This is a genomic window from Priestia sp. ST2, from assembly GCF_055810735.1.
On sequence record NZ_JBVVNT010000002.1, the window covers coordinates 1,034,060 to 1,058,253 of the forward strand.

Consider the following 24,194-nt stretch of genomic DNA (forward strand, 5'->3'; position numbering starts at 1 on the left):
TTATATACTCACCTCTATCTCCTTTTGCTTTTGTATCGTTCTACTATCTGTTACGTTACGTAATGGACCGCGTCTTGCTGCTTCGATAATGACATAGAGAGCGTCTATGGATGATGTTTTGGTTTGATATTTTTTCATTCTTTGTTTCATCCATCTTAAAGGTGCTGAATCGTGGACAAGATTTTCAATTTGCGCAATTAACTCTTTTTCTGACTGTGCAGACAGTGCGAATCCCGAACGGCATAAATACTCTGCATTGTCTTCTTCTTGTCCTGGTAACGAATGATAAAGCAGTATTGGTAGATCCATCGCCATTGCCTCAGAGGTTGTTACTCCCCCCGGCTTGCTGATCATTAAATCTGCAATAGCCATTAATTCTTCAACCTTTTCACAGTATCCAAAAATTCTCACGTCATGCTTCGAGTCTTTTAATTCCCACTCTAATTGTGTTTTTAATTTCTTATTTTTACCACATACTATAAAAAGTTGAATCGGTGTGGAAATGGATTCTAATGCCTTAAAGGTTGAAATCCCTTTTCCAAAAAATCCGTCTCCCCCTCCCATGATGAGCAGGGTGAACATATTTGGATTAATCATATATTTATCTAGGAGAAGGTCTTTTGGAAGAACATCCATAAATCTTTTCCGTACAGGTATTCCAGTGTTTTTAATTTTGTCTGCCTCTACCCCTAACGCAATTAATTGATCACGCAATCGAGCAGACCCTACCACATATTGGTCTGTAGAGGGATGAATCCAATAAGAATGATCCGTATAATCTGTGATGATGGTTACCGCTGGAATATCAATTAACCCTTGCTCTTTTAATCTTGATATAATCCCGGCGGCAAATGGATAGGTACTAACCACTACCTTCGGTTTTATTTCCTGTATGATTTTAAGCACGGTTTGCATGCCCGACAAAAAGATCGAATTTAGCTTAATGGAAAATGAATTTTTTACACGAGTTTTTTTATACAAAAAGCTATACACTTGAGGAAACTTCTTAATGCTTTTTTTATAAATATAGTGGCTGATTGGATAGAGGGTGGGATGAATCCACTCCATGATATCCATAGTAATGGGCTCAGCATCAGCAGCCATCTCATTTACTGCCTCGCTTATCGCATTAGCCACTTGTTTATGTCCCTCTCCAAATGTAGCGGAAAGAATGAGGTATTTATCCTTCTCACGATTATTCATGACTTTCCCTCCTTATAGTTTTTATTCTTTCGTCATATGATGGAACCTGAAATATTCACCACATCTTTTTGTTCTTTTGTTTATGCAAGTAAAGATTTACTCTACTGATAAAAGAGTAAACATGATAAAAAAATTAATACCGGGTATTTAGCCTTTTTCATCAATTTGTGTGGTGTATCTTTTCTTCTTTTTCGTTACATAGATTGTTTAGGAATTTCTTACACTATTTATTAGAAACACATACAGTCTTAGGTTGAGCTTTCAAATAGCACATTTTCAGTCTACGGTTTGTAGTTAAAAATAGGCTAAAAATAACATTAAAAATCAATGAAAAAGAAAGTTTTTTTTATAAATAGTGCTACATTAAAAGAAAAGCAAAGGTGAAATTAACCTTTTCACTTAGCTTATTTTCAATCAAATTCAAGCATATTTGAGTTATTCACTGTGCTTTAGGCAAATACATATTATGAAAGAAGGACAAACCATGGATTTTATCACATCTTATATAAATCAATACGGATATATCGTGCTGTTTCTAGCATTGATGCTGGAACTGCTCGCTCTTCCTCTTCCAGGGGAGCTGCTCATGGGCTACGCTGGGGTTCTTGCCTTTCAAGGACATTTGAGCTGGATGGGAAGTATCTTGGTGGCTGATATGGGGAGTATGGTTGGAATGACCATAGCCTACGGAGTTGGTTATAAGTTAGGGACTCCTTTTTTTGATAAATACGGAAAAACCCTTCATATGGGGCCAGAGCGAATTGAAAGAATGTCAAAATGGTTTAGTGTGCATGGAAACAAACTGTTGATTATTGCTTATTTCCTCCCTGTTATTAGACATATTACAGGATATTTTTCAGGAATTACTCGGCTTCCTTTTCGTACGTATGCACTGTACGCCTATAGCGGATCATTTCTTTGGGTCACCACATTTATTACTCTAGGAAAGTTATTCGGACCTCAGTGGGAACAGTTTCATAATTCTATCAAGAAGTACTTTATCATTGGGATGATTGTAGCTGTAAGTTTGTTCGTTGCTATTTACATTTATAAAAAGTTCAAAGTAACGATTAAAAAGATAGCAATTAATTGTCTCAAGTGGATAGTAAATGTGTTTCATACGCGGAAACGGGCAGGGCTTGTTTTTATATTTACAGCATTAGTAACATTAGGGTTTATTCTGCTTATGATTGGAATGACGCAAGACTTTATCGCAAACGAGTTTGGAGATTTTAACAAAATAACGAGTCTATTAATAACAGCCCTTTTTAATAAAGATTGGAATGTACCAATGCGGATATTTTTCATGCTGGGATCCAGGCAAGTTCTGGTGGCATTAATTTCCTTTACACTTGTGTGGATTTTATGGAAAGGCAGAGATAAAAAAATCGAATTATTATCTCTGGTAGCTGTTGCAGGCGGCGGAGAGCTATACGAAGAAAGCCTAAGACGAATTTTCCACCATTTCTCCCCTATTAGAAAATCGTTGATAGAACAGCTTTCATACACCTTTCCAAGCGAGCAGTCTTTGATGGCTTTTGTTATTTATGGGTTTGCTGTATTTATGCTGGTTCGATACTCTAAAAGATTATGGACTCCTACATTAGCACCAATAGCAGCCATTCTTATTTTATTGCTTATTGCGATTAGTCGTTTGTACCTCAGCATACAATATCCCAGCGATATTGCAGCAGGATATGTATTTGGAGGAGTATGGTTAGGGTTAAACGTTTTGCTTCTTGAAACCTTCCGCCTTATGAAAGGTATTAGTCTATAGCGGTTCACTAAAAAGAAAGTCAAACTAAACAGGAACTTATCTTGTCCAAATGGCATTTATTATATTTTGAACGACGGGAAAGGAGAAGCTGCATGCAAAACCGTATTTTAATCGTTGAAGATGAAGAAATGATTGCACGAGCTCTTCAAATTGAGCTTGAACATGAAGGATACAAAGTATTCGTAGAGCATGAAGGAAAAAGCGGCCTTGAAGCTGCTTTACATAATAGCATTGATCTAGTTTTATTAGACGTTATGCTTCCAGAACTTAGCGGTATCGAAGTCCTTCGAAGAATTAGAAAAAAGAACGCCTGCCTCCCTGTTATTCTTTTGACAGCCCGTGACACTACGCTAGATAAAGTGATGGGACTAGATCATGGAGCAAATGATTACATCACCAAGCCCTTCGAAATAGAAGAAGTATTAGCTAGAGTGCGCAATAGTCTTCGCCATGGAGCTATCATTCAAGAAGTTACTGAAAAAAAAGATGTTCATTTATCAATAGAAGATTTATCTGTGAATTTAGAGACCAGAGAAGTGATAAGAAAAAACAAAACGATTATACTAACCCCGAAAGAATATGATTTGCTTGTTTATTTACTAAAAAATCAAAATATCGTACTGAGCAGAGAAAATATCCTCTTGACCGTTTGGGGCTACGATTATGAAGGAGAAACAAACGTAGTAGATGTGTATATTGGACATTTGAGAAAGAAAATAGAAGAAGAGATTAACTCTCCCTTGATTCGCACCGTCAGAGGAGTAGGATATGTGATAAGAAAGGAACCATATGAAAATTACTACCAAGGTTAACTTGTTTATTACAGTTTCTTTGTTAGTCAGCTTGCTCATTGTAAATACGATTGTATTTTTCTTATTTATGAAAACGACCGTTAATATGGAAGCACACTTAGTCTTTAAAAATGCGAGTGAAATGTTGAAAAAATACCACATTTCCAAATCCTTAACACTAGACAAAAACCTTTTAAACTCTTACATGCCTAGTCACTCTTTTATTCGAATCGTTGGGCCGAACTCTACAACTATTAATCAAGTCACTAACGACAAAGTCCTTGTTCAAAAAATCCCCCCTACTTTTTCAACAGAAAAGAACTTTGAACTTAGACCTTTTCAAGAACATCAAAATTTAGTAGTTCACGTACCGATTCATCAGAATCACAAAGTAATCGGCACGTTAGAAATAAGTGAGCGGTTATCAGGACTAGAAAGCCGCAAAGATATTATTTTATCCATAATGGGGACTGTTACCCTGGTTTCTGTTCTTCTCTCTTTTCTAGCTGGCAGATGGCTATCAGCTATCATTATGAAGCCTATTGTATCAATGATCTCTACAATGGAAGATATTGAACAAAGTGGAACGCTGAAAAAGATTGGTATACAAACTGAAACAAAAGATGAAGTGTACAAAATGGCAGCTACATTTAACCGTATGATTAGTAAACTGAAGGAAAACTCAGATAAACAAAGGCAATTTATTTCCGATGCCTCTCATGAGTTAAAAACACCTGTGACTGTTATTAGCAGTTTTATTACGATTCTTAGAAGGCATGGAACACAAGACGAAACAATAGCAAAAGAAGCAATTGAGGCTATTTATTCAGAAACAAATAGAATGAAAAATTTGACTAAAACACTATTAAGCTTAGCTGAATTAGAGGACTCCGAACCTGTTGATATAAAATCAGTTGACCTTGTCTCTCTCAGCACAGCCCTTGTAACTCAGTTCATGCAAGTTTATGACCGACCTATTATTCTGCATAAAAATTCCCACTCCATTTCCATCAAGGGAGATGAATTGAAGCTGAAACAAGTGATCATTATCTTTTTAGATAATGCTATAAAGTATAGTACCGATGTAATTGAGGTCTTTTTGGAAAGTAATCAGCATAAAGCGATTCTCCGAATAAAAGATTATGGCATTGGCATACCAGAAGACGAACAATCTCATGTTTTTGAAAGGTTTTATCGAGTAGACAAAGCCCGCAAACGGGATTCAGGAGGAAGTGGACTCGGATTAGCTATTGCTAAAAATATTGTAAACCTCCATAAAGGAGAAATTGATATACAAAGCAAAGAACATGCTGGAACAGAGATTAAAGTTACTTTTCCCCTTACAAACTGAGTAAGTCGCTTTTATATAAATTAGCTCATGTACCACTAGTGAGGAAGCAACTATCAATATTTAATTTCTAAAAATGCTACCTAATGGATACATTCAAAACAGAATCACCAGTTTTTTCATCAGAAAAAACACCTCCAAGTGATTGCTCGGTACTCCATACCCGGTTATCAGCTTGAAGGTGTTTTTTATTTATATAAAATCAGAGCCTGTCCAAATTATTAGCAACTACGTTTTCTTAATCTGCGAACGCTGATACTTTCTAAACTAGTCGTATTTCTATTACCTGAATTATCTTCCCATACTAAAAATCCGCCTTCTGCTCGAATAAACGTACCATTTCCATCAAGCTGTCTTCCTGCAGAAAAAACTTGAATTTTATCTCCTCTTCGAAAATTATCTACTATAGAACGAGATTGAGATTGAGATGTACGGCGACCTCCACTACGACGTCCTGGCATAACTTCACCTCCCTATACATTTATAGTACATACTATAAAAAAAACAAAAATTGGCATAAGCAAAACGCGTAAAAGCAAAAAAAATATTTTACAAATTGAAAATTTGGCCATCCCTGTCCATAGTATTTCTGCAATACTTCTTACATTACCCCCTAGTCAACATGATGCTCTTTCGAGGGCACATATAAAAAGCTAGCTCTTAGTGCATAACGATTGTTTTTGTTGCTGCAACTTACAAACACACTGAATCTCTTTCATCTTATATTGCTGTTGTTGCATTGATTTATTGAGTATAAAATACATATATGTTAAAGAGTTTGATATATATAATTAAAAAAGTTATACCTCTTAGACGCAAAAAAAAGAACCCTCCATAAAAAGAGGATTCAAACAGGGTAAGTAAGAAAAAGAAATATACATGCATGTTCCTGGGGGGCACTACGCTTGTATAATCAATTTATACCCGCTATTCACTGATTGAAACAGTAAAAAACATTTTAAATAAAAATTAATAGTTAATCTATTAAATACAATCTCTGAATATATTCAATAGCTTTATCTTTGTACTATACCTGTTCTCTAATATTAATAATTCGCATAACAAGTGCTCCTCTACCAGGAATAACAGCCATCATTTACATAAAGGATGTTATAGACATGCTTTTTAATAAAAGTGTGTTGCTTCTTCAATTAAAACTTATCCTTAAACCCATTCTTTCCTATGTTCACGAATAAATTTAATATCATTTTGATAATGTTCAAGATGCCCTTGGTGTATCATTTTCTGGAACGCACTGTCGCCTTCGCTGGCTTTTCTTGTAATTGTTTTACATAACCCCTCTAATCTCAGCAATACCAATTCCAAATAACCTTCTTGTACTTCTTCGCCGTAAGATTCAAAAAATAAATTCACTCTTTGGTTTATATGTTGAGCGTGCTGCAATGAATTATAATAAATCCTCTCACCTGTGTCAGAAAGATAAAATCTACTTAAGGGGACGCACGTATAAAGAGTATAAGCAATGTCCCAAATTCTTGGACCAGGCCCAGCAACATCAAAATCAATGACGCCTACTGGTCTTTTGTGCTTAAAAATGATGTTGTATATGGCAAAATCATTATGACATAGTACCTCAAATGGTTTAGGAGTGTTATCTATTGATTTCCAGCTGTCATCAAATGAAAAATCACTCACTGAATCATGATAAAGACGGAGCATTTTCCCTATTTCTATTAAAACATCGTCAGACCACATATATTTCTTCAAGGGATAATTACCAGCTTCACCTTCAATAAATGACAAGACCTCTCTCCCTTTTTCATCAATGCCTAAAAATTTTGGTGCATAACTAAAACCTTTGTTCTCTAAATGCTTTAATAGTTTATGAAATTTATGACTATCTGATTTTAATTCTCGTCGTACAGTATCTCCCAAGCGATAAACGTTAGAGACATTCCCTCCTGTTAGCACTTCTTCGTCCTCAAAGCTTGACATATAAACATTCCCCCTGAATATATCCTATTTGTCGTCAATAAGTGAAAATGATAAAGCATTCGTCATAAATGAAATATCTCATTTTACTACTGATTTAGAAAAGCCCGTACTTTTTCTTTTGTAGCCCATCAACAATCCTTTGGGACTGACTAATAAAGTGGAGAAAATCGGTTATCGTCATATTACGTTACATTATAAAAAAGAATCTTCATTCGAAGATCCTTTTAACTGCTTGTTTCATACAAAAATCCGCTAAAAAGTGGAAGACCGCTACTATGTTAAATCACCAAAAGCCTCCATCTGAGTGAATAATTTGTCCAGTAATCCATTCTGATTCTTCACTTGCTAAAAAGATAACTAATTTTGCGGCATCGCGGGGCTCACCAAGTCGACCCATTGGGAACTTTGGCAGTAGCTCTTCCTTTAACTCACTGTTCATCCAGCCAGTGTTAGTTGGTCCAGGATCTACAGCATTAACAGTAATTTTAAGAGGTGCTAATTCAATAGCAACTGATTTAGTAAACGTAGAAACAGCCCCTTTTGTTGCAACATAAGCCAAATTCCCAGGCTCAGGTGACTTATCTTGACCTGAAACCATATTAATAATTCGACCGCCATGCTTACCTTCGATTAGACGTGCAAACTCAACAGTCAAAAGACACGTTCCTCTAACATTCACGTTATAATGAGCATCAAGCATATCAGCATCTATAGAACGAAAATCTACGTCCACGGAATGTGTTGCATTATTTACAAGGATTGATGGAGAACCTAGTTTGTTTTGAACTTCACCAAGCAGCTTTCTTGGTGCATCAGGTTGCGATAAATCCAATTCCATTGATTCACATCGCACTCCCAGACTGCGAATCTCTTCCATAAGATGTTTCGACCATTTAAAATCATCCTCATTGCAATAATCCATTAAACGATCATACTTTGACCAATGAGTGAAAAAAATATCTGCGCCTTCTCTAGCTAATTCCCTGCATATTTCAGTACCAATACCTTTTGCCCGACTAGCACCAGTAACAATCGCAATTTTATTTATTAACCGCTTCATAAAGCATCTCCTCATCAGAACGTTGAATTCATATGCTCACCAATAGCACACGAACTCAGCAATCCTGTATATGTATATTAATCTATCAAGTTGTAATAAATGAAAAAATGTAATTAAAGTTTAAAAGGTATTTTCTCCATAGTAATCATTCATTTTTATTTCACCTCACATAAGTATTTTTCCATATATGCATTCAACTTTCCTGCCTTATCAACATGTTTCAGACAGCAAAAGCTGAATCCCCCTAGTCTCCAACAAGTTTAGGCTCTTTCCTTAGTTACATTTTCAAGAACGTTATATTTTACTTTTTAGTAAAAAGGTAAAGAGATAGGTAGAATAATGGATTTCCTAAATAAAATTCTAAAAGGAAATATCCCTATGTTAGAGAACTGAATAAAGGACTGCTTTTCATTTCTCTAACACTTAAAAGGAGGTACACGAATGAATGAAGAGATAATAAAAATTGATAACGTTGAGATTTGTACAGAAAGTTTTGGAAACCCCAAGAATCCTGCTGTACTTTTAATAATGGGAGCAATGTCTTCATTAGATTGGTGGGATGAAGACTTCTGTCTTCGCTTCGCTGAACATGAGAGATTTGTTATTCGTTACGACCATCGTGATTTAGGGCGATCTACCACTTATCCACCCGGTACGTCTAACTATACAATAACGGATATGGCTGACGATGCAATTGGTGTTTTAGATGCTTACTCTATAGACAAAGCTCATATTGTGGGAATGTCTTTGGGCGGGATGATAGGACAAATCCTTGCTCTTAGATATCCGGATCGCATAGACTCCCTTACTTTAATTGCATCAAGCGTATTTGGAACGGAGGCGGAAAAATTGCCCCCAATGGATCAGCGGATACTTGATTACCACACGAAGAGCGCTTCCATAGACTGGTCAAATCAAGAGGAGACTGTTCCCTACCTTGCAGGTGGATGGAAAATTTTAAGTGGAACAAAACCTTATGAAGAGAAAAGAATGTATAAGCTAGCAGAAAGAGAAGCTGCCCGCGCCAAACAGCTGCCGAGTAGATTTAACCATGCTTTGCTTCAAGGAGGAGGCCAATATTATGACAGATTGAGTGAAATTACTATACCTACACTGATTATTCATGGAACAGAAGATCCGGCACTCCCATACGAACATGGACTTGCTCTTGCAAAAGCTATTGCTCATGCTAATTTAATAGCTCTTGATCGTACGGGACATGAAGTCCATAGTGAAGACTGGGAACAAATCATCAAATCAATTGTAAGGATTAGCTCCTAAAATCAAAACATGAGATATGAAGACTTCAAAGCGTTTTTTCAAGAAAGCTTTGGGGTCTTTTCATGTTTCAAAGTTCCTTCCTTCTACTTACAGTAGACAAAACGTTTCCTATAGCAAAGGGTGTTTTGTACAAAAGTACCTACAACTTTTCAAAACATCACATTTACGATACACTGATAATTCGTGAAATATCCACATAAGGGTATTAAAGTAAGAAAATGGAGGTTATTATGAAATATTTTAAGGTACTTTTTGGTTTAATCTTATTAATCCTTGTAGGTATAACCGGCTGTTCTTCAAAAGAAGAAGTCACAAGCATTAACACTGTTGATGTAAAAGATCTTAAAGACCACAGTGGAACTTATGTTGGAGATAATTCTAACGTAGTAGCTATCGTAAGAGCATTGCCTGGAGGGGAAACATTTAAAGAAATTGATTTACATAATAAAACACCAAAAATAATGTATGGTACTAAAGAGGGCTCTTTATCAAAAGATGAAATGTTAAAATATTGGTTTGACGGTAAGAATACATTAGAGAAAAATTTTCTTTACAATGCTATTTATTTAACGATACTAATACCTAATGCTGAAGGGTACAGTTTTAAAATAGATGATCAGAAATTCTCAGTATCTAGACAAGAAATGAAACAATTCATTTCCAAAAACATTCAAACTTTACCAAGTAGCAATGAGTTATTTGATAAAGAAAACGCACAGCAATTTATAGATAATAATAAAGAGAAGATTAATAAAGCAGTTAAATCGGCAACTATTCGAGAACAATTTTTTAAGAATGTTCCTATCGTAGAAGAATAAGAACAAATAAAGAGCCTTAAATAAGGCTCTTTATTTGTTTTCTATTTACTTAACCAAACTTTCAGATTAAATAAAAGCTCCAGAAAGTCACGAATCAAGGAAGCTTTTCACAGCAGTTAAAAAAGCGGATAAGTTTCCTGCATGCACCTCATGTCCAGCCCCTTCTATCGTTACTAATTTACAATTTGGAATGCGCTTAGAAACTTCTTGCAATTTATCTTGAGGAATATGGCTGGATCCTCCTCCTATGATGAGAGTAGGTGCAATTATCTCTGTAAGACTTCCCCACCATTTAGGATTGGGGTTGTTTAACTGTTGAAGAATTGAAGGTACAACCTCCCAGTCAAACGGTAAAGAACCAGGCGGTTTGGCAGGAATTTCGAACTTTTCTCCTGTAAAAGGTGGAGGAGTATCTTCAACAATCAGCCGATCTACCCTTTCTGGAAATGTTTCAGAAAAAAGATAGGACACCGTCCCCCCCATAGAATGCCCAATCAACGTAAAACGCTCCAAATTCATCACATTCACGAACTGAAGCAAGTCATCACACATAAGTTCAAACGTATAGGTGCTGGTTCTTTCACTTCCACCGTGTCCTCGCTGATCTAAAGCTAAAAATCGATATTCCTCTCCTAATACAGCTGCTACTTCATCCCAAGACTCTGCACTCATTCCCAAAGCGTGAAGTGCAATAATAGCGGGTGCCGAAGCTTCGCCTGCCTCTCGATATTGAAATGTTAAACCATTTAGTTCAATTTGATTTACTCGCATTTTCAAATTAGATCAACTCCTAACTCAGATTTCACCAATTAAAATCTAGTTTATTAAGGTTCATCTATATATTAGCGAAGGAATGAAGATTTCCTTCACCTCTTATCTTATTAGGAAAGATATTAGATTATTTTATGTATCCAGTGTAATTCTTTAGTCAGCATAATGCACCTAGAGTTTTTTACTTTCGATACCTATATAATTTAAACCAAAAGTACTGTAAGCCAATTGAATAAAAGATTGTAAAGGAAGAGACATAAATTTATCTTTATGCCAAAACATTTGTGTATAAAGAGGCGTATCAATTTTAGTACAAGCCAATTCTTTTAACATGCCTTTCTCAAGCTCTCCTTTTACCACTACTTCGGGCAATATCGCAATACCTAAATCTAGCATGACGCATTGCTTAATAGCTTCCACGCTTGCAAATTCAAATTTAGTTGATGTACAAATACCCGCCTCGCGAAACAAATTTTCCGATACTACCCGGTATGAACACCCCGACTCAGTATACAAAAGAGTCTCATTTTCAAGCTCTTCTAAGTAGATATCCGTTTTATCAGCTAAAGGATGCTGAGGAGCAGCAATAATTTTCAAGTCTTCTGCAACAAGACATTGTGTATGTAGATTTGCATCATGATGCTGGATAGGCCCCATCGTAAAGGCGATATCAAGAGTGCCGTCTAGTAGCTGCGCTCTTGTTTGTGCTTGAGAGTAAGTGGGCTTAAAAATCATTTTAACCTTTGGAAATTGATCCTTGAACTCTTTTAATATTGGAGGCAATCTATACGTGCACTGGCTTTCAGAAGATCCAATAATAAGTGTACCCGCAGGCTCTTCCACTCCACTTACAGCGTTTTTTGCTTCCTTAGTCAATTGAATCATTTTATCGGCGTACCTTTTAAATTCTCTACCTGCTTCTGTTAAAACCAAGCGCTTTCCGAGACGTTCAAATAAAGGAGTTTCAAGTTCATTTTCAAGAGCTTTTATTTGAGCGGTAACGCTTGATTGAGCAAAGTTCAAAATTTTAGCTGTATACGTAAAATTTAAATTTTCTGCAGCTGTTTTAAACGTAATCAGTTGTTTTATTTCGATTTTCCTCACCTCTTTATAATCGGATATTTCGATTGATTCAATCGTAATGTTCATCTGTAACGATTGCTAATTTCATTATAAAATATGGTAAATCAAACCACAACATACTAAATATAAAGAGATAAGGGGAAATCATAATGTCTATAAAAAAAGAGAATACAAAGGAACAAACCGTTCTAATGCAAAAAAATACAAGTGACAAAAACTTCAAATACTATTGGAATGAAATTATTCGAGCGCTTATCGTAACCAAATAAGTAAGGCTAATCAATTTTATTTTTTGAAAAAGTAAATCCACATACAAGCGTATAAATATAAAAACAATAGCTCGCTAACGCTGACGATATACAGGATTAGCGAGCTATTAATCTATTATTTAAACTTGTAATCATGTTTATTGGCTTGAATCTAACCTAAACTTTGCAATATCCTTGTCATCTTGGGAGATAATGAGTGTACCCTTTAACGCATTAGCTTGTAGCTTTTTTAGTTTTTCTTCAGTTGGCAAAAGAGGTAATTCATTATTTTTTTCCTTTGCTCCTAAGGTATAACTAAGAGTAAATTTACTTGTTCCTTTAGATGGAATTTCTCCTATACTCATACCAATACCTAACTTGTTGTTATCCATATTATAAATATTTGAACCAATTGCTTCTTTTACAGCTGATACTAACTCCTTATCTGGTTCTATGCGAATGTTTGTTTTAGCAAAATCAGAGAGAGCCATAATATTATTAGACGTATTTTCCATCGTGAATGTATAGTGTAACTCTGTTGGAACGATACGTTTACTTTTATTCTTTTTATCAGGTACTATCATTTCCCCAACGATTTTTTCATCATCTGTTAACGTTACCTCTGCTTTTTGTAATTTTAAGTACTCAACATTGTTTACATATTCGGTTTTTGAACAAGCGGAAATGATAAATACTAAACAAATAACAAACAAACCAAGATAGAACTTTTTCATATTTCTCCTCCAAACATTTTTTATCCCACAACAATAAACATATGTTATCATATTCTCCATATTTTGTATTTTATAATTGTCATATGAGATATTATTAAACGTAAAAACACCAAGGTGCTTTATGTTTCCTTGGTGTCTTTTATTAGTTTTTAAGCGTTTAGTTAAAAAATTAGATTTGGAGATGAATGTGGAAGATGAATGTGGAAGATGAACGTAATGAAGCTTATTATACATTTTTTGTAGGAGGAAAAGATGATACAAAATTTATTTGTTTTTGTATCTAGTAATTTTCTTCTACAAAACGTATCGCTTTGTTTAATTCTGAAGTTCTTAAAACGACTTCTTTATCATTAAAAATAATAAAGAAAGGGCTGCCCTCTACCTTTAAGTCTGGATATTGATTCTTTACTTCTTCCAACGAGGAAAAATATCGAACTTGTTTTAAACCCATTATTTCCTCTGGATGATCGATGTCTTCACCTACTGCCAAAATAGAATATTCTTCTCCATCTGACAACAACTCCTTAGGTGGAGAATCCGCGTATTGTTTTTTCCAAGTTAAACTTGAACATGCTGCACATAGAATAACCAAAGATAGAATAAAAGGTAAGTATAACCACTTTTTCATAACACAGCCCCTTCTTTATTCGAAATATATTTCAAAAGAAAAATAATACAACATCTTTATTTAACATAATGGGTTTTACAGACACTTTAGCACCTTTATTGACGAGAATACAAAAACCACGCAGGCATCTCCGTGTTTTCAATTAGCAGCACTTGTTTATGCTTAGGATCACCTTTAATAGCATAAACAAAATCCCCATTTTGTGTTTTGCCAAAGGCTCTAAAATATTTCTTAGAGTCATACTTTGTTTGATCAGCCATCTCCACGCACTCATAATTTCCATATGTATCACTTAAAAGCTTTGTGTTAAACATATTATCGTCTTTCGTTACATAAAACTTATCGTAAGAAAAGAACAAAAAATATATACTTAACGCCCCTAGAATTGGTATACAACTAGCTAAGCCACATCGAATTTTTTTATTCACTTTCGACCTCTTAAAATTTTTTTGTTTTACTATAATTAGGTTTTGATATATGTAATACGCTCACATAGAACGTATTTTCTGAAAGAAAAAGTAGTCAACTTAAATAATACTCACCTTTTTGGGGCTACCTTTTTCATTAACTGACTTTTATGATCTTTATCTTTAACTATAATATAATCCTCTGTTCCTTTTACTGAATAGATTTCTGAACCAACTGTAAAATAGTTTGATTGATTATTACCTTCGGGCATCGTAGTTGCTTTAGTTTTCTTTTTTAGGGTTCCTATTTGGTCTCCTATTTCTTGTGTTTGATCTAATTTATCTTCTGTTCCGTTATATTCCTTGTTTTCAACTACCACAATGATAGCAGAACTCTCTATATTTTCCCCTGTACTTTCTTGATTACATGCAGTTAGAACGGTTAAATAAACTACTGGCAGAAAACTATGTGTTCTCTTCATAATAGCCTCCGGAAATCATTTTCCTTGCCCTTTGATTAAAATTGATATTAGGCGATATACCAAGTTCAGTGCCGTATCATAATGTATTCGAAAACGAATAATCCTAAAAGTTCTATTAAACAAACTTTTCAGGCTCCTCCACATAAAAATCCACATAACCGCAGCTTGAACAAACATAAGGTATTAACTCACTGTAATTGTGATTGTTATTTAATACGCTGCTCGGTGTTTTATTTACACCTACTGTACCAGGTGATGCTTGAATACGAGCTTTGATTAGAGTTGAATCACATTTAGAGCACTTTTTGCTTTGCATACACATCATCCCTCTCTATTCCATAACATCATTTCTAGTTTCTATAGTACGTGCTTACTAGTTTTAAAATTAATAATTAGCCATATAACTTGAATAATCAAAGGGAAAATAAATGCAATTAGCAACACTATAAATGCGAACAATTTTAGCTCCGGTGTTTGGGTAACACCCGCTCCATCCACTTCCCTTGTCCAGACAACAGCTGTACCTACGACGAAAAGTATGATCCAAATTATATTAGCTATCCACCAGGAAATCCATCGTCTTTTCACACCATCACTCCTTTCAATTTAAGCTGCATTTTTCTTTTTAAATTCCCAGATAAGAGCAATGGTAGAAATAGCTCCATCTACCGCAAAGAGGTAAGAAGAAAACGATATTATTTCATGTATGAATAAACCTCTTACTCCATAAAAACACAGGATAATGGTGCTGAGTAAACCAATCATAAGTCGAATATTTTTATTGATCTTTTTCTCCTCCTTAGACTTTTCCCTGCACCTGATCCTTTATCATAAGTCCAAATATAGCGAAGAAGTTCAACACAACCAGCAATCCATAATAAAAGCCAATCCCTTCAAAAAACAAAGAGAGAATGGGGAATATTATAGATCCAAAGCCAAATAACATAATAATAAGGCCAATTCCTTTAGCGAGCTGTTTTTCATCCTTAGGTGTAAATATCTTTCCATACCCAGCAATGAAATTAGTATTACCTTTTTTCCATACACGTTTCCCAATACAAATAATGAAGCAGCTTACTAAACATATAAATAATACGTTCAACATCAGATATTACCTCTTCTTCACACACTCTAATTTAACATATATAGTATATTTTACCATAAAAATTTACAAATATTATGTATTAAAGGTGGACTCATAAAATATAACACTATAAAATATATACATACTAATTATGGATATCTTAATTAAACAAGAACTCACTGAAGAATATAATAAAACTGAAGAAGTTGTGAAAAGCGCTTTTTTAAATGAGGAATACAGCGATAAGAAAGAACCTTTTGACTTTCCTGAAGAATTCTTTATGACCTTAGAGTTAACAGAGGGATTATTAAAAAATATGCAAGGTGTTGTGCAGTGCTCAAAAGCTTTTTCAGAGTAAGTACTAACTGATTAATTAGGTTTTACCTAAAGGCTGCCTAGAAAAAAATTTTATAGTATTTTCTATGGACAGCCTCTTTTTTATTTACCTGATATTATTAAAGCGGTGAGTTTTCCACACCTAAATGAACCCAATCTTCTTTTGGAGGCCCATAAACTCCAGGCGGTTTTAGTCCTGCTTGACGCATCAGAATGGTAATTTGACCTCGGTGATGAACAATATGCTTGATTAGTCCCATTAAGATTGTGGCATTTGATTGGGTTCTTCCGAATGCTTCTTGCGTATGTTCTAAAGATTCATCTGTCCATTGCTGTTCAATGATTTTAGCAGCGTGAGAACTTACATTTTTAAAGGTTATAGCGATTTCCTGGGCAGAAGATGGAACGCTTGCTGTACTTTCTATTCTGTCTATGCTCAGTCCAAATTCAGTTAGATAATCTGGAATATTGGTTGTAAAATGCCAAGCAATTCTTCCTAACGTACGTCCTTCAGGGTAAACTTGTTGTTTCAATGAATCATCTGTTAAGCTATCCAAAACTTTTTGAGTTAGCATAGCTTCGTTGTTCCATTCTTTGATAAAATCTGAAATGGTATTATACATGTAAAAGACCTCCCAATATAAATCTAATCTAAATTAACACTTAAATAATATCATAGAAAAAACCAGTTGGCTTATTTACTAAAGAAAGGAGATTCTATGTTATTTAAAGCTACTGCTCAAAAAACTATTATTTTCACTCTATTACCTTTAAATGCTTTATTATGCATTCAAGCGGTTCAATATAAAGCATTTGATTTTTTACTTCTTTTTGCTATCCTTTGTTCGTTTCTTTCCCTGTGCCTCAGATATGAATTTCAAATAGACAAAGATACTTTAACCTATAGAACATATATATTATGGTTTAAAGTATATGCAAAAACCGTTAAACCAATGGACATTAAAAGAATTGTATTTAAACGGTTAAGTTGGAAAACAAAATTGGCAGTAGTAAAAGTAGAAAACGGGTGGAATATGCGAATAGCATTATTTAATCCACCGAATGTTTTTAAGAAGTTAGAAATATTTGCACATGAATATGATGTAGATATTCAAAAAACATCAGATTATAAAATTCTAGAGAAAATGTCTTGAATGTCACCGCGTTTGGAATACATTAACTTTACGTATGGGGGTGCATAATCAGCCGTTATTCATTTCTAATTAAGCAGCTTTTGGACCTCTTTACCGCTACAAAACATTAGTAAAGAGGTCTTTTCCTAAGCACCTTCAAGTTTAAACACTTTGTCCTCCTTCCTCGCATCAACCTCAAGCCTTACTTAAAAATAGGCTTCAAGACCATTCTGTTTAACATTATTTGGATATACAATTCGTATATAACACTTTTTAAGAGGTGATGATTCTGTATATATCGAAAAAGCTTGGCATTTTAAGCTGGTTTGCTACTTGCTTGTATTTTTTAGTTGAACCTTTTTTTATTTTGACTTCAACTGCTCCCTACAGTTTTTTACATCACGCAATGAGTGATCTTGGCGTAACTTCTTGTGGAACCTATACCTATTCAATTGCACCTCATGAAATTTGCTCTCCTCACCATTTCTGGATGAACGTATTGTTTATTATAAACGGATTAACACTTTCAATTGGTGTTCTGTACATTTCACAAAACCTAAAGAAAACAAAAATAACCCAACTAGCAACAGCTTTTATTCTTATATTAGCTTTGGGTAACATTGTTTCAGGCTTTATACCGGCTGATATAAATTTATTTTGGCATTCAATATTCGCTCAACTTGGCATGATCACTGTTTTAGCTGGTCTTTGGATGTATGCGTCATCTTTAACCAGCGGCAAGTATTGGACTTATGGCTGTTTAGTCTCCTTACTAGTCATCCTCATACTCATTATGTTTGTATTTTTTGTTCCTATGCCTACCGGTCTGCTGCAAAGATTATTCTATTTAGTAATCTTTATATGGGGCACCGTGCTTTCCTTTATGTTAAACAAGTAATCCATTATCATTCCGTTTCATATGAGCTTACAAGATTACGTTCAACTACTCGTAATTTTAAATAGCAAAAAGTCCATAGAGACATCCCCTATGGACTTTTTATACGATTTTGTTAGATAAATTCTCTTAATAATTCTTTAGATTTCTTTCCGCTAAAACCAAAATAATTGCCAATAAGCTTGACGTATTCTGTGTAGGTAACTTTTCTATTTAAAGCAGTTTCCCACCATCTCTGTGGATTATAATAGCGACTTCCACTAGAACAATAGGTTAATTGTATTTGGGTATCCTTAAATTCTTTATTAAAGTTTTTTTCTACCCTTTTCATATGATAGTTGGAAGAAACAACGATAGCGGATTGAAAATGATAGTTCATCATTAGCCTTTTTGTGAATTTAGCGTTTTCCGTAGTACTTGTAGCGTGATTTTCTAATATAATTGAATTCTCAGGTATCCCTGATTCCTTGGCTTGATGATAAAAATTATTCTCTTGACCATTCGAAAGGATTAAATGAGCCGCATAGCCTTTTTTATATAATTCAATTCCTTTCTCCAGTCGATCATTATCACCACTTAACACAATAATCACGTCAGATTTTACCGGCTTTTCGTTTACCACAAGCTCTTTCCCGGCAAACAGAAAAAAAACAATCCCTAATCCCAGCATAAATATACTGATTTTTATTCTTTTACCTTTAATTTTTTGCATATAGACCCTCATTTAAAAAGTTCACTTCATATCGTATCATAAAGCTCAATATTCATAAAAATAAAAAGGTGCTTTCAAAAAAACTTTGCATTCTGTAAGCAATCACAGCTTTTATATAAAAGTTAACATTAAAAATTTCAACGAACATTCTTTCTCAATATTTTTGTGAATACCATGAATTTTATACAAACTTAAATATTTTTTCACTTATTTGTATTAATATTGGTTTTTTTACTTATTTTTCATTTTTCAATGATAAAATTACAAACGATATGAGAAGTGAGCAAAATAACTTATTTATTAACCTTAAAAAACTGACCATAATGGTCAGTTTTTTAGTGTAAAGAGAGTTAGTTACATCATTAGTTTTCTATACTGATTTAACGAAAGTAATTCGGTTTTTAGTTAAATTTTAAGGTTTTTATTAGACAAATATTTTTCCTCAATGTTAAACTGTTTCCCTAAGGAAAAATGAATTAGCATTTAAATATATGAATTGTTAATACCTATAGGCATTTCAGTCTGTTCTAAGTCAAAATTTTATTTCCAAAGGGTTTCTTATGCCCAAAAAGTTTCCTATAGGCAAATTTATAGTATTTAATAAAAAAAATAAGCTGAAGTCAAGAAAATATCTTTTTCACTAAATTAGGGCTAATACACGTTTTGATTATACAGGCTATCGTATGGTAGACCTTTTATATAAAACATCACGGGTAAAACAGATTGGAGGTTTGTGATAGATCATGAGAAGAAATCTATTTTATTGATATTTTTCTAGCATATATTAGAGAAACTTATATTCAGTAATTGGAATGGAAATTTAATAAAGAAAAGGTGTTTTAAAGATGGAACGCAAGAAGTCAGAAAGCTTTAATTATGGTCTTGCTTTTACAATGCTGCTGTTTTTTATTATTAGCTGTATAACTATTTATAACGCGCAAAAAACAGGACAGTATTCTACAAACTTCGTAATTAAACAAGTTGAATGGTACGCAGTAGGTATTGGGATTATCTTCATCACCATGAGGCCCGATGAGGAACAATGGGACCGATTCACATGGTTCTTTTATGGGCTAAATATTTTTATCCTTATTTTACTCATCGTTTCTCCCCAAAGTATTGCTCCTGTCAAAAATGGTGCAAAAAGCTGGTTCGTCCTTCCTGGTATTGGATCGATACAGCCGTCAGAGTTCACAAAAATCTCTTTAATCTTAGCATTTAGTAAAGTGATACGAAATCATAACGAAAAATTTCGCGTAAGAGATATAAGAAGCGACGTTTTACTCGTTGGAAAGCTAGGAGCTACGTTAGCGGTCCCTATTCTTCTTATTATGCAGCAGCCCGATTTAGGAACGGCACTTGTGATGATCTTTTTATTCTTTGTCATGATATTCGTTTCAGGAGTAAGTTTTAAGCTCATTCTTCCTACCTTTACTTCAATTATAGGAATTGCTTCAGGTATTTTATATATGGTTTTGAACCACCCAAAAATATTGGAAAAATATTTGCACGTTCAATCCTATCAGTTTGATCGTATCTATGCGTGGTTTGATCCAGAATCTTATGCAGGCAGCTTGTCTTACAACTATATGCAAGTGTTAAAAGCAATAGGTGCCGGATCCATTTCAGGAAGAGATACATCAAAATTTTCAGTATATGTGCCCGAAAAACATTCAGACTTTATTTTTAGTGCAATTGGAGAAAGTTACGGCTTCTTAGGAACTAGCCTTATTCTTTTCTTATTTATGGTGCTGATTTACCAAATTATTACTGTCGCATTTCATACGAAAGATCAATTCTCTACATACATTTGTACCGGCGTTATTTCAATTGTTTTCTTTCATGTTTTAGAAAATGTGGGCATGTGTATAGGACTTCTTCCGATAACGGGAATACCACTGCCGTTTATAAGCTACGGGGGAAGTGCGTTAATGAGTACGATGTTTTTGATGGGACTAGTATTAAATATAAGCTTTCGATCAAAAGCTTATATGTTTGATCAGGATGTGAGGTAATACAATGACTAATAAAAAAATGGCTAAAGAGATAAATTTAGACCTAAAGATTCGTATAAAAGTATTGAAATATATGTGTATTTTTTTATTTTCTCTCTTGTATATAGCCGTTATTAGGTCGTTTTTTTAGGAGGAGTTTTTTATGTTCAAAAAAATTCTAAAGTGTTACGATTACAAATTTATTGCTGCGTTAATTGTTCTAAGCCTGATCGGTTTAATTATGGTTTATAGTGCCAGCATGGTAACAGCAATTAGCCGTTATGGTGTATCTGGGGATTATTTTTATAAAAAACAAAAGCTTGCTCTTATAGCAGGCTTTACCCTTTTCACATTAGCAGCTATCGTACCATATAAAATTTATCAAGAAAAAGCAGTATTAAAATTTTTATTAGGTGTCACTATTTCACTCCTTATTTTAGTTTTAGCTTTTGGACATACAGCAGGTAATGCACAAAGTTGGTTTAAAATAGGGCCTATTGCTATTCAGCCGTTAGAAATAACAAAATTAACGCTTATTATCTATTTAGCCGCTGTTTTTGCAAACAAACAAGAGTATATCAATGATTTAAAAAGGTCGATTCTTCCACCTATGGTGGTTGTGCTTTTTATTTGTTTCTTAATTATCTTGCAGCCTGACTATGGCGGAGCCTTGCTTATTTTAGGAACAGTTGCAGCTATTGTGTTATGTTCAGGGATTTCAAAGAAATCTATTTTAAAAATTAGTTTATTAGGCCTAATTGGAACACTTGTTATGTTAACCGTTTTATTAGTAACCGGAAACATGGATCTTTTGTTTTCTCCGGGGCGTTTAGCTCGTTTTACCGGATTCTTGCATCCTTTTGAAAATCAACAAGGCGATGGATATCAACTTGTTAATTCTTATGTGGCTATAGGAAACGGAGGAATATTAGGTATGGGATTAGGACAAGGCGTTCAAAAAACGGGCTACTTGCCTGAATCACATACGGATTTTATTATGGCCATTATTGCAGAAGAGCTGGGATTTTGGGGTGTACTTCTTGTATTGGGGCTACTGTTTTTTATTATTTTTAAAGGATTAAAAACAGCTATTAAGTGTCGTGATCCTTTTGGAGCACTGTTAGCTATCGGTATTTCCGTTATGATTGCTGTTCAAGTATTTGTAAACCTTGGGGCTGTCACGGGCCTTCTTCCTATTACTGGTGTCACCCTTCCTTTTATAAGCTTTGGAGGTTCTTCGCTTACATTGTTAATGCTTGCTGCAGGAATACTTACCAATGTTTCGATGTTTAACACGTACACTCAAACATTCAGAAGCCATTCAATGGAACAAGCTTATATAAGGAGTGTTTAGTCTGAATGGCTAAATGGTGTATGTTAGCTAGCGTTATTGTTATTAACAAGCTGCTACAGGAGACATACATCTCATTCTTTCAAGGAAGCTCACCCTTTATATTAAGACCATTGTTCGCTGCTATAACAAAAAGTCCTGACTATATATCAGGACTTTTCACTTTATTTACACAAATAATAAAGTTGCTTAGTTTCAATTGCTATATTTTTTTACTAGTAATCTATTAGAGAATAGATTTACTTCCTAAATAACGAGGGGCCCAGTAAGAATTGCTTAACGATGCAATAGTTACACCAGTTGAACTGCCAGCATGAATAAACTGCCCGTTTCCAATATAAATTCCAGCATGTGAAGGACCTCCAGTAGTATCAAAGAACACAATATCTCCTACATTTGGAGTAGATGTACTTTTTCCTGACTGATACAAGGTAGCTACTGTTCGCGGTACAGTTACTCCACCTCCATTTTTAAATACATAATAAATGAAACCGCTGCAATCGAAACCACTCGGAGACGTTCCTCCCCACACATATGGTACGCCTATGAATTTTTTGGAATAAGCAACAATATCACTAGCTGTCGCTTGCGTTGAACTATTGACAGTTGAAGAACCAGTGGAGCCGTTAGATGCGTTATTTAAGGCATTTAAAGTAGCCGGACCTACTATTCCATCCACGGCTAAGCCATGATCCCGTTGAAAATTCATAACAGCAGTTTGAGTAACTGTACCAAAATATCCTGTTGGTGTGGCATTAAAGTAACCTTTTCCCTTTAACAATTGCTGTACTTTTTCAACTTCATTGCTAGTCATTCCATATTTTAAAAGTGTACCGTTTGTAACCGTACTTGTTGAATTACCTATTAACGCTTGATATGTATTAGATCCTACAATTCCATCAGCGGTTAAACTATGAGAACGCTGAAAGCTTAAAACTGAATCTTTTGTAATTGAACCAAAATAGCCAGTCGAAGTAGCTGAAAATATCCCCTTCTGTCTTAAAACATCCTGTAATTCTTTTACGTCTGGATCTGTCATACCTTCTTTTAATAGCTTGTCTCCTAAAGCTGCCTGGCTTATTGTTGGTAACACAATCAATGACGAGCATAGAGCTAATGAAGAAATTATCTTTTTCACTAAGTATATCCCCCGATGTTATATTTTTCTTGTTCTTGACTATAAAATTTTAGCAGGGAGAAAGAGAAAAGAAACAACCTATTTGTGAATTTTTTGTGACATTTTCAAAAATCACTTGATTTATTAGGAGGTAACTATTTATTTTGTCATATAAAGTATAAATATACTTATAATGGTTAAATCTGTTGTTCTTGAACCTCATTTTTCTTTTTACTTATGTGACGCTAAATCTTGAATACAATAAAAAACCTTTCTGTAATGGTGGACACCAAAAGGAAAGATAGGATGCCAGCGCGAAGAGATAGGAGGAATAATGTGAGCAAATTAGTGTTTTTGAAGCGCCGGTTTAAATACTTACTTATTAAACTATTAAGATTAAAAGATCATTCACATAAAGTTGCGCTAGGTTTTAGTCTAGGTTCTGTTGTGAACTTTGTTCCTACCTTTGGATTGGGCCTTATAATATCCGTAGGTTTAGCTAAATTATGTAAAGGAAATAGCATAGCAGGCCTTATTGGTGGAATGTTTTTTATGTGGGCCTTTCCGTTGATGTTTTACTTGAATACAGTAGTGGGAGGATATATATTTCCAATCGACCTTAATCAAACTTTGCTTCAGAATGCAGATGAAGATTTAGATAATCGACTAGAACTAGGAGCGAAAGTAGGAAAGAATTTTTTAATAGGAATGGTTCTTAATAGCTTTTTGTTTGGAAGTATACTTTATATTGTTAGTTACTATATTATAAATCAGTACAGAGGCTTCCTCTTACACTACATCTATAAGAAATGGACAGTAAAAAAACACACTAAAAAAACGGATAATTAGCTTAATTTCAACATTTATCTTTAATTGTAAAGCGATATAGCTGAACATTTTTTTAAAAGGCATAGAGATAAATTAGCCCATAATTGATAACCATAGGTATCAATTATGGGCTTACGATCTTTGTTTCTGTTTTAAG

Annotated in this window: 26 protein-coding genes and 1 pseudogene; 11 read left to right on the forward strand and 16 right to left on the reverse strand. The window is 34.3% G+C overall.

What is annotated here, in order from left to right:
- On the reverse strand, positions 1-1,203 hold the full coding sequence (locus AC0KUU_RS11685) for an MGDG synthase family glycosyltransferase (protein ID WP_043980750.1): 1,203 nt from the start codon (positions 1,201-1,203) through the stop codon (positions 1-3).
- A 484-nt stretch (positions 1,204-1,687) separates the two neighbouring features.
- Between AC0KUU_RS11685 and AC0KUU_RS11690 the strand changes: the two genes are divergently transcribed.
- The 3 genes from AC0KUU_RS11690 (at position 1,688) to AC0KUU_RS11700 (ending at position 5,122) form a co-directional block, all read left to right on the forward strand.
- Positions 1,688-2,980, forward strand: coding sequence for a VTT domain-containing protein (locus AC0KUU_RS11690; protein WP_043980748.1), 1,293 nt, complete (start codon positions 1,688-1,690; stop codon positions 2,978-2,980).
- 92 nt (positions 2,981-3,072) lie between these two features.
- Positions 3,073-3,792 carry a response regulator transcription factor gene (locus tag AC0KUU_RS11695; protein ID WP_043980746.1) on the forward strand — a complete coding sequence of 240 codons (720 nt, stop codon included), beginning with the start codon at positions 3,073-3,075 and terminating at the stop codon, positions 3,790-3,792.
- Positions 3,770-5,122 carry a sensor histidine kinase gene (locus AC0KUU_RS11700; protein WP_043980744.1) on the forward strand — a complete coding sequence of 451 codons (1,353 nt, stop codon included), beginning with the start codon at positions 3,770-3,772 and terminating at the stop codon, positions 5,120-5,122. The genes AC0KUU_RS11695 and AC0KUU_RS11700 overlap by 23 nt, the downstream gene beginning before the upstream one ends.
- Before the next feature lie 218 nt (positions 5,123-5,340).
- Here AC0KUU_RS11700 and AC0KUU_RS11705 read toward each other — a convergent pair whose 3' ends face one another.
- The 3 genes from AC0KUU_RS11705 to AC0KUU_RS11715 form a co-directional block, all read right to left on the reverse strand.
- A complete protein-coding gene (locus AC0KUU_RS11705; protein ID WP_043980742.1) occupies positions 5,341-5,580 on the reverse strand; it encodes a hypothetical protein in 240 nt (79 codons plus the stop codon).
- Between the two features lie 703 nt (positions 5,581-6,283).
- Positions 6,284-7,075, reverse strand: coding sequence for an aminoglycoside phosphotransferase family protein (locus AC0KUU_RS11710; RefSeq protein WP_043980740.1), 792 nt, complete (start codon positions 7,073-7,075; stop codon positions 6,284-6,286).
- A gap of 283 nt (positions 7,076-7,358) precedes the next feature.
- Positions 7,359-8,135, reverse strand: coding sequence for an SDR family oxidoreductase (locus AC0KUU_RS11715; protein ID WP_043980738.1), 777 nt, complete (start codon positions 8,133-8,135; stop codon positions 7,359-7,361).
- A gap of 441 nt (positions 8,136-8,576) precedes the next feature.
- Between AC0KUU_RS11715 and mle the strand changes: the two genes are divergently transcribed.
- Positions 8,577-9,416: an alpha/beta fold macrolide esterase gene (mle, locus tag AC0KUU_RS11720; RefSeq protein ID WP_322551944.1), complete on the forward strand. Its 840-nt coding sequence runs from the start codon at positions 8,577-8,579 to the stop codon at positions 9,414-9,416.
- Positions 9,417-9,646: 230 nt separating this feature from the next.
- On the forward strand, positions 9,647-10,234 hold the full coding sequence (locus tag AC0KUU_RS11725) for a DUF4825 domain-containing protein (RefSeq protein ID WP_162213993.1): 588 nt from the start codon (positions 9,647-9,649) through the stop codon (positions 10,232-10,234).
- Between the two features lie 87 nt (positions 10,235-10,321).
- On the opposite strand, the gene AC0KUU_RS11730 is transcribed toward AC0KUU_RS11725, so the two are convergent.
- The 9 genes from AC0KUU_RS11730 to AC0KUU_RS11770 all read right to left on the reverse strand — a co-directional run bounded on the left by AC0KUU_RS11730 (position 10,322) and on the right by AC0KUU_RS11770 (position 15,692).
- Positions 10,322-11,011, reverse strand: a complete 690-nt coding sequence (locus AC0KUU_RS11730) for an alpha/beta fold hydrolase (protein ID WP_237074751.1) — start codon at positions 11,009-11,011, stop codon at positions 10,322-10,324.
- Positions 11,012-11,176: 165 nt separating this feature from the next.
- Positions 11,177-12,100 (reverse strand): LysR family transcriptional regulator, encoded by a 924-nt coding sequence (locus tag AC0KUU_RS11735; protein ID WP_237074795.1) that lies wholly within the window; start codon positions 12,098-12,100, stop codon positions 11,177-11,179.
- A gap of 394 nt (positions 12,101-12,494) precedes the next feature.
- Positions 12,495-13,070 (reverse strand): hypothetical protein, encoded by a 576-nt coding sequence (locus AC0KUU_RS11740; RefSeq protein ID WP_237074750.1) that lies wholly within the window; start codon positions 13,068-13,070, stop codon positions 12,495-12,497.
- Positions 13,071-13,350: 280 nt separating this feature from the next.
- On the reverse strand, positions 13,351-13,698 hold the full coding sequence (locus AC0KUU_RS11745) for an outer membrane protein assembly factor BamD (protein WP_162213987.1): 348 nt from the start codon (positions 13,696-13,698) through the stop codon (positions 13,351-13,353).
- 95 nt (positions 13,699-13,793) lie between these two features.
- Positions 13,794-14,126: a hypothetical protein gene (locus AC0KUU_RS11750; RefSeq protein ID WP_237074749.1), complete on the reverse strand. Its 333-nt coding sequence runs from the start codon at positions 14,124-14,126 to the stop codon at positions 13,794-13,796.
- Between the two features lie 110 nt (positions 14,127-14,236).
- Complete coding sequence (locus AC0KUU_RS11755) at positions 14,237-14,587, reverse strand: hypothetical protein (RefSeq protein WP_237074747.1); 351 nt, start codon at positions 14,585-14,587, stop codon at positions 14,237-14,239.
- A 115-nt stretch (positions 14,588-14,702) separates the two neighbouring features.
- Positions 14,703-14,903 carry a hypothetical protein gene (locus AC0KUU_RS11760; protein ID WP_322551943.1) on the reverse strand — a complete coding sequence of 67 codons (201 nt, stop codon included), beginning with the start codon at positions 14,901-14,903 and terminating at the stop codon, positions 14,703-14,705.
- 41 nt (positions 14,904-14,944) lie between these two features.
- Positions 14,945-15,175 (reverse strand): DUF3923 family protein, encoded by a 231-nt coding sequence (locus AC0KUU_RS11765; RefSeq protein ID WP_074897119.1) that lies wholly within the window; start codon positions 15,173-15,175, stop codon positions 14,945-14,947.
- 211 nt (positions 15,176-15,386) lie between these two features.
- Positions 15,387-15,692, reverse strand: coding sequence for a hypothetical protein (locus AC0KUU_RS11770; RefSeq protein ID WP_162213983.1), 306 nt, complete (start codon positions 15,690-15,692; stop codon positions 15,387-15,389).
- 130 nt (positions 15,693-15,822) lie between these two features.
- Between AC0KUU_RS11770 and AC0KUU_RS11775 the strand changes: the two are divergent.
- A pseudogene (locus AC0KUU_RS11775) lies at positions 15,823-15,924 on the forward strand (GNAT family acetyltransferase); the annotation flags it as partial.
- 202 nt (positions 15,925-16,126) lie between these two features.
- Here the strand turns inward: AC0KUU_RS11775 and AC0KUU_RS11780 are convergent.
- Positions 16,127-16,630 (reverse strand): DinB family protein, encoded by a 504-nt coding sequence (locus AC0KUU_RS11780; protein ID WP_162213981.1) that lies wholly within the window; start codon positions 16,628-16,630, stop codon positions 16,127-16,129.
- A gap of 96 nt (positions 16,631-16,726) precedes the next feature.
- On the opposite strand from AC0KUU_RS11780, the gene AC0KUU_RS11785 reads away from it, so the two are divergent.
- Entirely contained in the window at positions 16,727-17,161 is a 435-nt protein-coding gene (locus AC0KUU_RS11785; protein ID WP_162213980.1) for a diguanylate cyclase, read from the forward strand.
- Positions 17,162-17,423: 262 nt separating this feature from the next.
- Positions 17,424-18,038, forward strand: coding sequence for a DUF998 domain-containing protein (locus AC0KUU_RS11790; RefSeq protein ID WP_043980720.1), 615 nt, complete (start codon positions 17,424-17,426; stop codon positions 18,036-18,038).
- A 112-nt stretch (positions 18,039-18,150) separates the two neighbouring features.
- Here AC0KUU_RS11790 and AC0KUU_RS11795 read toward each other — a convergent pair whose 3' ends face one another.
- On the reverse strand, positions 18,151-18,747 hold the full coding sequence (locus AC0KUU_RS11795; protein WP_043980719.1) for a YdcF family protein: 597 nt from the start codon (positions 18,745-18,747) through the stop codon (positions 18,151-18,153).
- An 845-nt stretch (positions 18,748-19,592) separates the two neighbouring features.
- Between AC0KUU_RS11795 and AC0KUU_RS11800 the strand changes: the two genes are divergently transcribed.
- Both AC0KUU_RS11800 and AC0KUU_RS11805 read left to right on the forward strand, forming a co-directional pair.
- Positions 19,593-20,762: an FtsW/RodA/SpoVE family cell cycle protein gene (locus AC0KUU_RS11800; RefSeq protein ID WP_237074745.1), complete on the forward strand. Its 1,170-nt coding sequence runs from the start codon at positions 19,593-19,595 to the stop codon at positions 20,760-20,762.
- Between the two features lie 142 nt (positions 20,763-20,904).
- Positions 20,905-22,095 (forward strand): FtsW/RodA/SpoVE family cell cycle protein, encoded by a 1,191-nt coding sequence (locus tag AC0KUU_RS11805; RefSeq protein ID WP_237074744.1) that lies wholly within the window; start codon positions 20,905-20,907, stop codon positions 22,093-22,095.
- A gap of 223 nt (positions 22,096-22,318) precedes the next feature.
- On the opposite strand, the gene AC0KUU_RS11810 is transcribed toward AC0KUU_RS11805, so the two are convergent.
- Positions 22,319-23,230, reverse strand: a complete 912-nt coding sequence (locus AC0KUU_RS11810) for a C40 family peptidase (protein ID WP_043980712.1) — start codon at positions 23,228-23,230, stop codon at positions 22,319-22,321.
- 315 nt (positions 23,231-23,545) lie between these two features.
- Here AC0KUU_RS11810 and AC0KUU_RS11815 point away from each other — a divergent pair, with 315 nt between their 5' ends.
- Positions 23,546-24,058: a DUF2062 domain-containing protein gene (locus AC0KUU_RS11815; RefSeq protein WP_043980711.1), complete on the forward strand. Its 513-nt coding sequence runs from the start codon at positions 23,546-23,548 to the stop codon at positions 24,056-24,058.
- Positions 24,059-24,194: the final 136 nt, after the last annotated feature.

Bases quoted from the DNA above. Each gene is read 5' to 3' on its own strand.
- AC0KUU_RS11685 (WP_043980750.1), bottom strand. From the start codon at position 1,203: ATGAATAATCGTGAGAAGGATAAATACCTCATTCTTTCCGCTACATTT.
- AC0KUU_RS11690 (WP_043980748.1), top strand. From the start codon at position 1,688: ATGGATTTTATCACATCTTATATAAATCAATACGGATATATCGTGCTG.
- AC0KUU_RS11695 (WP_043980746.1), top strand. From the start codon at position 3,073: ATGCAAAACCGTATTTTAATCGTTGAAGATGAAGAAATGATTGCACGA.
- AC0KUU_RS11700 (WP_043980744.1), top strand. From the start codon at position 3,770: ATGAAAATTACTACCAAGGTTAACTTGTTTATTACAGTTTCTTTGTTA.
- AC0KUU_RS11705 (WP_043980742.1), bottom strand. From the start codon at position 5,580: ATGCCAGGACGTCGTAGTGGAGGTCGCCGTACATCTCAATCTCAATCT.
- AC0KUU_RS11710 (WP_043980740.1), bottom strand. From the start codon at position 7,075: ATGTCAAGCTTTGAGGACGAAGAAGTGCTAACAGGAGGGAATGTCTCT.
- AC0KUU_RS11715 (WP_043980738.1), bottom strand. From the start codon at position 8,135: ATGAAGCGGTTAATAAATAAAATTGCGATTGTTACTGGTGCTAGTCGG.
- mle (WP_322551944.1), top strand. From the start codon at position 8,577: ATGAATGAAGAGATAATAAAAATTGATAACGTTGAGATTTGTACAGAA.
- AC0KUU_RS11725 (WP_162213993.1), top strand. From the start codon at position 9,647: ATGAAATATTTTAAGGTACTTTTTGGTTTAATCTTATTAATCCTTGTA.
- AC0KUU_RS11740 (WP_237074750.1), bottom strand. From the start codon at position 13,070: ATGAAAAAGTTCTATCTTGGTTTGTTTGTTATTTGTTTAGTATTTATC.
- AC0KUU_RS11745 (WP_162213987.1), bottom strand. From the start codon at position 13,698: ATGAAAAAGTGGTTATACTTACCTTTTATTCTATCTTTGGTTATTCTA.
- AC0KUU_RS11755 (WP_237074747.1), bottom strand. From the start codon at position 14,587: ATGAAGAGAACACATAGTTTTCTGCCAGTAGTTTATTTAACCGTTCTA.
- AC0KUU_RS11760 (WP_322551943.1), bottom strand. From the start codon at position 14,903: ATGCAAAGCAAAAAGTGCTCTAAATGTGATTCAACTCTAATCAAAGCT.
- AC0KUU_RS11770 (WP_162213983.1), bottom strand. From the start codon at position 15,692: ATGTTGAACGTATTATTTATATGTTTAGTAAGCTGCTTCATTATTTGT.
- AC0KUU_RS11780 (WP_162213981.1), bottom strand. From the start codon at position 16,630: ATGTATAATACCATTTCAGATTTTATCAAAGAATGGAACAACGAAGCT.
- AC0KUU_RS11785 (WP_162213980.1), top strand. From the start codon at position 16,727: ATGTTATTTAAAGCTACTGCTCAAAAAACTATTATTTTCACTCTATTA.
- AC0KUU_RS11790 (WP_043980720.1), top strand. From the start codon at position 17,424: ATGATTCTGTATATATCGAAAAAGCTTGGCATTTTAAGCTGGTTTGCT.
- AC0KUU_RS11795 (WP_043980719.1), bottom strand. From the start codon at position 18,747: ATGCAAAAAATTAAAGGTAAAAGAATAAAAATCAGTATATTTATGCTG.
- AC0KUU_RS11800 (WP_237074745.1), top strand. From the start codon at position 19,593: ATGGAACGCAAGAAGTCAGAAAGCTTTAATTATGGTCTTGCTTTTACA.
- AC0KUU_RS11805 (WP_237074744.1), top strand. From the start codon at position 20,905: ATGTTCAAAAAAATTCTAAAGTGTTACGATTACAAATTTATTGCTGCG.